Raw genomic sequence first — 8,021 nt, 5'->3', positions numbered from 1 at the left:
GGTGGCCGCGGTTATCATCGCGGCGACGGCGCCTGTGGCCGGGATGGGCCCGTCCGCGGACGGCCCGGTGACGTCCGGGTTGGTGGCGATGAAGCGGGCGCCTTTGCCGATGAGGCGAATGGCCTGCGTGAGGGCCTCGATGCTGTATGTGCGGGTCTCGCCGAGAACCACGAAATCCGGATTGTCGTTGGTCATGACGAAGCCGTGCTCGTACAGGGCGGTGGTGAGCCCCGCCTCGCCCACCACGTAGGCGCGGCGCGAGTCGGACTGCGTGGCGAGGAAGGTGGCCGTGGCGGTGGCGGAAGTCCAGATGTTCTGCTCGGGAACGTCGAGGCCGGATGAGGCCAGCCGCGCGGAGAGGTCGCGGCGGGTGAAGATCGAGTTGTTCGTCAAAACGAGGAAGGGGATCTCGCGCTCGCGCAAAGCGCTGAGAAACTCGGACGCCCCCGGCAGAGCGTGCTCTTCGTGAATGAGCACGCCGTCCATGTCAGTCAACCAATTCGCAATGTCAGCCATGCTTCAAGTCTAGGCCGCTGAGCGGCCAGCCGTGGCCCTTACCGGGCACAGTTCACACCGGACGTCCAGGATTCGACCGATCCTGAATGAGGCGGGTTCTTAAAGGCGGCGGGCGCCGGAAGATTGCGCTGCGGCTGCCGGGCGCTGGGCGACGGCGCAGCCTCCAGCCGCTGAGCCCTCGTCATTTTTCGCGTTCCTCCTTCGCCCGCGCAGCATGTTCCCGATACGCCTGGGGAAGAACGGGGACGACGTCAATGACGACGTCGTCCTCCGGCAATCCCGCAAGGTATGCGACGGCCTCGCGGATGTCGTCGCTTGCTTGGTCGAGTCGGCGAACCTGAGAGACCGCGCCGACCTCGGCGCATTCGGTGACCCACCACCCTGTGCGCCCGCGTTCGGCTGTGACAGTGAATCGGCGGCTCATCGCCACCACCCCTTTCCCAACTCGTCGGAGAATTGGTCGAAGAATTTGCGGGCGGTCAGGTCGTCAATTTCAGCGTGACATCCAAGCGTGCGTGAAGTTGTTCCGACGGTGACCGCAGTATGATTCGTCAGCTCCGTGGTCGAGAAGTCAAGGTCGCGAGCTTTTGCTTCTTGCTTGGGCTTCTTAAACACAGCGCTGCCTTTCACTCACATGGTCTACCCCGGACTAGATTTATCGCGCAACCCCGGTCTAGGGATCTATCGTGCAACCCGGGTCTAGGGATCTATCGTGCAACCCGGGTTTAGGGAATCGTCTGCATACCTTCGCGTGGACACAGCAAGCTATAAACTTTGGATTGTCTCGGTCACCTTTGCAGCCGCTGCAACTGGGGCTACGGCTGGCAATCATCCGCCCGTGGCAACCGAGGGCCGCCCGTGGCAAACTGGCCGGGTGACTTCCTTCGACGCCGCCGCGCGGGCCGCTGCCGCGCATTTTGACTTTCCGTGTGCTTTCGGTGTGACGGACCTTGCGGGGCCGATCGCGTGTTCGGGCGACGTCGACGCGGCATTCCCTTTCGCCTCGGTGACGAAGCCGCTGGCCGGGTACGCCGCCCTCGTGGCGGTCGATCGGAAACTGCTGCGTTTGGATGCCCCCGCGGGGCCCGAGGGGTCGACTGTGCGCCATCTTCTTGCGCATGCCTCCGGTTTGCCGTTCGAGGAGGGGGCGGTTCTGGGCGCGCCGGGAAAGCGGCGCGTGTATTCGAATCGGGGCTTTGACGTGCTGGGCGACGTCGTCGAGGAGGCGACCGGCACGCCCTTTTCCGAGTGGCTGGAGGAAACCGTGCTCATTCCGCTGGGCATGAGCGCAACCGAATGCGAGGGGTCGCCGGCCCACTCGGGCCGCGGCTCGGTGGCCGACCTTCTGGCGTTCGGCCGGGAAATGCTCTCACCCACGCTCGTCTCGTCGGAGCTGTGGCGCGAGGCGATCACGCCGCAGTTCCCCGGGATCTCGGGAGTGCTGCCCGGGTACGGGCGGCAGGCCGACAACGCGTGGGGCTTGGGCGTGGAGATCCGCGACTCGAAGGCGCCGCATTGGACGGACGCCTCGTTTCCGCCGTCGGCCTACGGGCACTTCGGCCAATCGGGGTCGTTCCTGTGGGTCGATCCGACGGTCGGGCGCGCCGGGGCTTTCCTCGGCGCCCGCCCCTTCGGCGTGCCTCACAGGGAGGCGTGGCCGGCGCTGACGAAGGCCATGCGCGAGGCATGATTCGGCGGTCTCGACAAGGCTCCGCCTGAAGCCCCAGATCGTCAAGCTCGGCGCGGCACGCTGCCAGTTCCGGCGCGGCACACCGCCAAGCCCAGCGATGCGCACCGTCGAGCCCAGCGCAGCACACCGCCGCACCCAACGATGTGCACTGAGCACTTGAGCCCCGCCCTAGGGACTTGAGCTCCGTCCTAAGCACTTGAACCCCATCCTGAGAACTGGAACACCGTCCTGAGAACTGGAGCGCCGCACCGTGAGCCAAAACACCGCACCGTAAGCATTCATTGCGTGCCAGTCAAAGACTGTGTTCGAAGGGCGGCACTAACCGTGGGCATGAAGCATTCACCCGATTCCAGTCGATGGCGAGGCCGCCGGCGTCGGCGACCCGGGCTCCGGAGGATCCGCGGCGGTCCTGGGCTTGCGCCCGGGTGGCGCGGGGCGGCAGCCGGTCGAATAGCGCATGCCAAAGTAGTTTTCCCGTGTCAAAGACGCGTCTACATACCCGCCATCCTGGGTGTTGTGGATGTAGGCCCCATGGTCACGACCATCTGAGACGTCGATGACCTCCGTGAAACCAAAAGGAGCGACCTCCTCCTTGACAATGGCAAGCATGCGCGGCCAAGCATCCTTGGAGAAACCGGGGGCGATCCCTTGTCGAGAATGGTCGAGGTAACCGCCCTCGTGGAGGTCGTCGCACGGGTCGTAAAGCTTGTTCGGGTCCTCGTCTAGCCAGGTCCACTGCCTGGCGCCGAACTCGGCGTCGACTCTGGAGCGCACCCTGGCCAACGCCCCCATAAGCTGACTGCGGGCGGTTATCACGTCCACCCGCTCGCCGAAAGGCTTACGCCCCTCGTAATACGGAGACGGTGTCTGCTCCACCGAGCTCTCCCCCTTTCCCGACAGCGTCGGCGAATTCAAGCCGGGCCCAACAGGCCCGCAGGCGCATAGGGCCCAGCATGCAGCTGCCGCGGCAACCGCCCGTGCGACCGCACCCATGTCAATGAGCCTTTCCAACAACAACATGAAGCATTCACCCGATTCCAGTCGATGGCGAGGCCGCCGGCGTCGGCGACCCGGGCTCCGGAGGATCCGCGGCGGTCCTGGGCTTGCGCCCGGGTGGCGCGGGGCGGCAGCCGGTCATGTAATCCATCCCAAAGGAGTCGTTGTCTTCGACCGAAGCACCGACATAACCGCCGTCCTGGGTGTTGTAGATGTAGACTGCACGACTATTGTCGTTGGATACGTCGATGACCTCCGTGAAACCGAAAGGAGCGACCTCCTCCTTGACAATGGCAAGCAAGCGCGGCCACGCATCATTCGAAAAACCAGAGGCGATCCCCTGCCGAACACGATCAAGATAACCGCCCTCGTGTATATCGTCGCACGGGTCGTAAAGCTTGTTCGGGTCCTCGTCTAGCCAGGTCCACTGCCTGGCGCCGAACTCGGCGTCGACTCTGGAGCGCACCCTGGCCAACGCCCCCATAAGCTGACTGCGGGCGGTTATCACGTCCACCCGCTCGCCGAAAGGCTTACGCCCCTCGTAATACGGAGACGGTGTCTGCTCCACCGAGCTCTCCCCCTTTCCCGACAGCGTCGGCGAATTCAAGCCGGGCCCAACAGGCCCGCAGGCGCATAGGGCCCAGCATGCAGCTGCCGCGGCAACCGCCCGTGCGACCGCGCCCATGTCAATGAGCCTTTCCAACAACAATCGACGCCAACTGCCACTGTGCATGGCTTTTGTTGACGAGATAGCCGGAATGGCCGGTTGTCTTCGTGCCGGGCCCCTCCGGATTCAGTTTCTTGAAGCCCGAATCATCGTAGGGGTCCATGCCCAGGCTTCCGTTGTGATTGTGAGCAAAACCAGCGCTGACATTGGCGGTTCTGATCGGGTCGTCCTTGAAGAGGGAGACGAACCTGTGCCCCTGCGGGACGTTCATGTCCCACGATCCGTTCTTCACTCCCGACGAACCGAACACGCCGAAGTCGTCAATCACCCCGGGCCTTGCCTGCGCGGCAGCGTAACTGGCCGTCGTCGATCCGTACGAGTGGCCAAGAAGCGACTGGTGAACGTCCGACGTTCCCGAAATCGCCGCGTTGCGCGAATCCCTGATCCCCTCCAGGAACTTCGCTCCTCCGTCGCCGCCCATACGGGCATCGCGGGTGCCGAGAACGGAAAAGTCCCACTGCTTTATACTCTTGCCCGGATTGCTTTCCCACGGCGCCGGCGGAGCGTCGTACCCGACCCAGCCGATCGCCGCCACAGATTCACCGTGCGACTGTCTTTCCGCTTCCGTCTTAAGATTCGCCACGTCCCGCGTGACTCGGTCCATGTTCTTGGAAACGTCAGTGCCCATGCCGGGCATGAAGGTGGTGACGTGTTTTGCGGTGTCCACATCGCCCACCGCTATTGCCGCATGGGCGTGTTTCGCCCCGGTTTCGTCACCGCCGTGCTGGAAGATGAGCAGCTGGGTGTTTCCGTCATTCTGCGTCAGAGCCTTTTCCACATTCTTCGCCTCCCGATAGTACTTGAGCTGCAGGAGCTCATCACGGCTCAGAAGCTGGGACTCGCTCTTGCCTGGATTCGCCCTCTTGAGCTGCTCCAGACGGTCGGCTACGGGTTTGTACTGTTGGAGATCCCTGTTCAACAGTTTGCGATTGGCGATGTTTCTGTACTTCGCCTCCACGCCGTCCAGGTTGCCGACCATTTCAGGGGACTCTTCAGCCAAAGCCTGTTTTTCGGCGTCGGTATGGGCGGCCCACCATGCGGCGACCTCCTCCGTATTGTTCGAGGGCGGCTGCTTTGACAAACCAGGATTCGGATCCTCCAACCTGCCCGAAGACTTCACCTTTCCGCCAGCGATCCGCAGAAGGGCGGCCTCGTAGGCCCTGTCTACCTCGTCGGCTTTCTTGCGCGCATTGCGGACATGGACCTTGCACTCCTCGAGGTGTTCCTCGCGTTCCTTTTTGTCTTCCTCACGGTCGGTGTCCCATGGGCTGACCAAGTCGCCGAAGCTTTTTTTGATTGGATTCGGATCGGTCACAGTCGTTCCGTCAGCGGAGATCTTGAAGCCGAAATGGCTGGCGCGAGACTCGGCTTCCACAACCATGGTCGAAACCTCGCCAAGGCCTTCCTGAGCCTCTGCAGTGGCCTTTATTAGCTCACCGATGTTTTTCAGCAGCAGGACGGTCTTTCGATCTAAACGATCGCGCCTCTGCTGAGCCGCCGCTGCTCCCTCGCCTTCCCATCCTGTGGAGAGATCCATAGTCTCTATATGGTCGCCCCCGCCCACAGCCTTCTTTCTAGAATTGACAAGCAGGTCAATAAAGGAGTCCAGACCCTCGGGCTTCCAACGTTTGAGCTCATCCCACGTGACCATCATTTGCCTCGCAGACGGCTGTCGAGGTTGGAAAAATCGACGCTCGAAGAATGGTCGGCGGCGTTGTAGTCTTCGCGCGCCTTGTCGAGCGCCCCAGCGAGGGCTTCCAGGGAGTCTTTCATGCTTTTGGCCATCTTGTCGCCGAAGTCTGCGGCACGGACGACGGCTCCTCCCGATCGGCTTCCCGGCATTGCCTCTGCAACACTAGGCGTTCCTTCTAGCATTTTTACGGAACCAATCGCTTGGCCGGCTTGGTCTGCCTCCGAGGCGGCCTTTTTCAGCAGCTGCGGAGAAACTTTCACTTTTGACATTGTTCACCCTTTCACGCGCCGACAATGACGTCACGCATGCGCTTTTTATTAGGCGTGAGTCACTGTTGGAAGTTGCGACCATTACAGCACAACACCCTATCACTTGGTAAACCCAATTGGCGGTCCGCATCGCGGAACCGCCTTCCAAAGCTACGCAATGGTGTCGAATGATACCGCTATATAATTGTGATATACAACACACTCTTGCGGAACTTCATTGTCTTCGCTTTCAATCACGATCCGCTGCGAACAAAGCCAGCCCGCACCCCGAAACAGACCGCGATCATGAAGAAATCAAAGGCCTTCGGCAAGGTCGAACATGCGGCCCATGGGCGGCGCGACAAGCTTGGCCGAAGTCCGGCTTCAGCTCAGACTTCTGATTTCGGCCAAGCCGTCCGCCGCCCAGATCTCAGTGCTTGCCTCTTCAGTGTTTCCAATCTGTTTCAGGCCAAGCACGCTAGCACGTCCACGCGATTATCGCCGCTCCTCCGCTCGGAACATGGACGGTTTCACCCGATTCGATCGGCCTGCCGTCGGGAATTTCGACGGGCACAGTCGCGGCCGTATGCACGACCTCGATCGTTCTCACCGCCTCGGCCGCCCGCGAAGATTCGCTCGTCTTCAATGGCACGCTCACGTCCTTGCGGCCGTGATTGGTGGCTACAAGGATCCCGCCGCGCGGGCCGCGCAGGACGCCCCGCGCGAGCTGCGGAGAATCGAGGTCGACCGGCGGCTCAATCCCGGCAAGGTCGCGCACGAGCCTGTAGACGCGCCATAGGCCGTCGGCGTCGCCGTGGGCGTCGGCGATCTCGGCGGCGAGAAGCTCGATCGGATAGGCGCATACGACGACGGCCCCCCGGCCGCGCCGGGCCACGGTCAGCGCGGGCAGGCCGGCGGCGTCGGTTGCCACCGTTCTCGCGTCGACCACATCCAGCTCCACGCCCCGCAGATGCAGATCGTTGGCCGCTCCGCCCGCCCTGGCGGCGGCCGGCAGCTCGACCGAGACAACGTCGCCCGCTTCCAGGCCCGCGAAAGGCTCGACGGCGGTCAGCTCCAGGCGGTCCGTTGCGACGGCCCGGTCGGCTATGCGCACGCCCGCGAATTCCGCGAGCTCGGGGATCGCCGTTTCCGCGGAGCACGAAAGATAGAGGACGCCGCCGGCTTCGACGTAGTCGAGCGCTCCCTGCCAGAAGGACGTGCGCATATGCAGGAGGGACGACGTCGTCGAGGTAAGCGGCGCGGGAAGCAGGGCGACGGGCGTCGCGGGCCACGAATCGTCAAGCTTTTCGCGGGGAAACTGACAGGGCAGCCCGGCGCGGGAGGCGAAGACGTAGGAGTTGAGCCACCCGCGCACCAGCGGCTTGACGTCGCGGGCGGGCTCCCAAGCCTTTTCGGCCGGAGCGTAAGGCCCCGAGGGCGCGTCGTCCAAACCGTAGGAGGCGCGGTCGTAGGGCTTGATGTACTCGTGCGGCACGGGAATCGACGCGGGCGTCCAGGGACCGTCGCCCGCCAGTCCCTCGAGGTCGAGGGCCCCGGTCACCCTCGCGAGCTCGCTCTGAACGCGGGCGCGGGGGCGTGCCTTGCCTTCGGCGTCGAGCAGCCCGAATTGCGTTTCGTGGGGCATGCGCACGTACGGTGCGCGGCGGTAGGCGGCGGGTTCGGCGTCGATCCAGCACCACGCGTAGAAGCCGATCGCCCCGGCCCCCAAGGAAGACCAACACACGAGCCTGTCGTAGTCGGCGATCGCCTCGGGCGCGAACTGGGTGCTGGAGGCCCCGAATTCGTGGACCATAACCGATTTTCCGGCGCCGCGGGCGAGGGCGGTCTCGAACGCCCCCGCCATGCTCATCCGCCGCGAGCCCAGACGGTCGGCGTACAGCTCCGGCGAGTAGATCGGGTAGGGATGCACGCACGCGAAGTCGAGGGCGTCGGCGACGACGTCGGCCCGGAACGGTCCGCCATCGACCTCCTGGGAGGCCGTGCCGATGGTCACGAGGCAGCCAGGGTGGTTCGCGCGGATCGCCTGAGTCAGGGCCGCGGTCCATTCGACGGCGTGTTCGTCGTCGGTGGTTTCGCCGGGAATCCAGAACGGCGGCTCGTCGGTGAGGTCCCACGCGATCAGCTCGGGGC

9 protein-coding genes are annotated in these 8,021 nt (G+C 63.7%); 1 reads left to right on the top strand and 8 read right to left on the bottom strand.

Going from position 1 to position 8,021, the window contains the following annotated elements; translation table 11 throughout:
* The 3 genes from ACO48X_RS08820 to ACO48X_RS08810 all read right to left on the bottom strand — a co-directional run.
* Window positions 1-516 (bottom strand): HAD family hydrolase (locus ACO48X_RS08820; RefSeq protein WP_485001718.1); only part of this gene is annotated, 516 nt, incomplete at its 3' end.
* A gap of 181 nt (window positions 517-697) precedes the next feature.
* Window positions 698-940, bottom strand: a complete 243-nt coding sequence (locus ACO48X_RS08815) for a hypothetical protein (RefSeq protein ID WP_485001717.1) — start codon at window positions 938-940, stop codon at window positions 698-700.
* On the bottom strand, window positions 937-1,131 hold the full coding sequence (locus ACO48X_RS08810; RefSeq protein ID WP_485001716.1) for a hypothetical protein: 195 nt from the start codon (window positions 1,129-1,131) through the stop codon (window positions 937-939). The genes ACO48X_RS08815 and ACO48X_RS08810 overlap by 4 nt, the downstream gene beginning before the upstream one ends.
* A 259-nt stretch (window positions 1,132-1,390) precedes the next feature.
* Here ACO48X_RS08810 and ACO48X_RS08805 point away from each other — a divergent pair, with 259 nt between their 5' ends.
* Window positions 1,391-2,206, top strand: a complete 816-nt coding sequence (locus ACO48X_RS08805; RefSeq protein ID WP_485001715.1) for a serine hydrolase domain-containing protein — start codon at window positions 1,391-1,393, stop codon at window positions 2,204-2,206.
* 339 nt (window positions 2,207-2,545) lie between these two features.
* Here the strand turns inward: ACO48X_RS08805 and ACO48X_RS08800 are convergent, their stop codons facing one another.
* The 5 genes from ACO48X_RS08800 to ACO48X_RS08780 all read right to left on the bottom strand — a co-directional run.
* A complete protein-coding gene (locus ACO48X_RS08800; protein WP_485001714.1) occupies window positions 2,546-3,082 on the bottom strand; it encodes an LppA family lipoprotein in 537 nt (178 codons plus the stop codon).
* A gap of 151 nt (window positions 3,083-3,233) precedes the next feature.
* Window positions 3,234-3,770 (bottom strand): LppA family lipoprotein, encoded by a 537-nt coding sequence (locus ACO48X_RS08795; protein ID WP_485001713.1) that lies wholly within the window; start codon window positions 3,768-3,770, stop codon window positions 3,234-3,236.
* A gap of 118 nt (window positions 3,771-3,888) precedes the next feature.
* Window positions 3,889-5,583, bottom strand: coding sequence for an alpha/beta hydrolase (locus ACO48X_RS08790; protein WP_485001712.1), 1,695 nt, complete (start codon window positions 5,581-5,583; stop codon window positions 3,889-3,891).
* Entirely contained in the window at window positions 5,580-5,891 is a 312-nt protein-coding gene (locus tag ACO48X_RS08785; RefSeq protein WP_485001711.1) for a hypothetical protein, read from the bottom strand. The genes ACO48X_RS08790 and ACO48X_RS08785 overlap by 4 nt, the downstream gene beginning before the upstream one ends.
* Window positions 5,892-6,348: 457 nt before the next feature.
* Window positions 6,349-8,021 (bottom strand): hypothetical protein (locus tag ACO48X_RS08780; RefSeq protein WP_485001710.1); only part of this gene is annotated, 1,673 nt, incomplete at its 5' end.

It is taken from the genome of Peptidiphaga sp. (assembly GCF_057238965.1).
This window is presented reverse-complemented; position numbering and strand designations above follow the sequence as displayed.

Coding starts and splice junctions, on each gene's coding strand:
- ACO48X_RS08815 (WP_485001717.1), bottom strand. CDS start 940: ATGAGCCGCCGATTCACTGTCACAGCCGAACGCGGGCGCACAGGGTGG.
- ACO48X_RS08790 (WP_485001712.1), bottom strand. CDS start 5,583: ATGATGGTCACGTGGGATGAGCTCAAACGTTGGAAGCCCGAGGGTCTG.
- ACO48X_RS08785 (WP_485001711.1), bottom strand. CDS start 5,891: ATGTCAAAAGTGAAAGTTTCTCCGCAGCTGCTGAAAAAGGCCGCCTCG.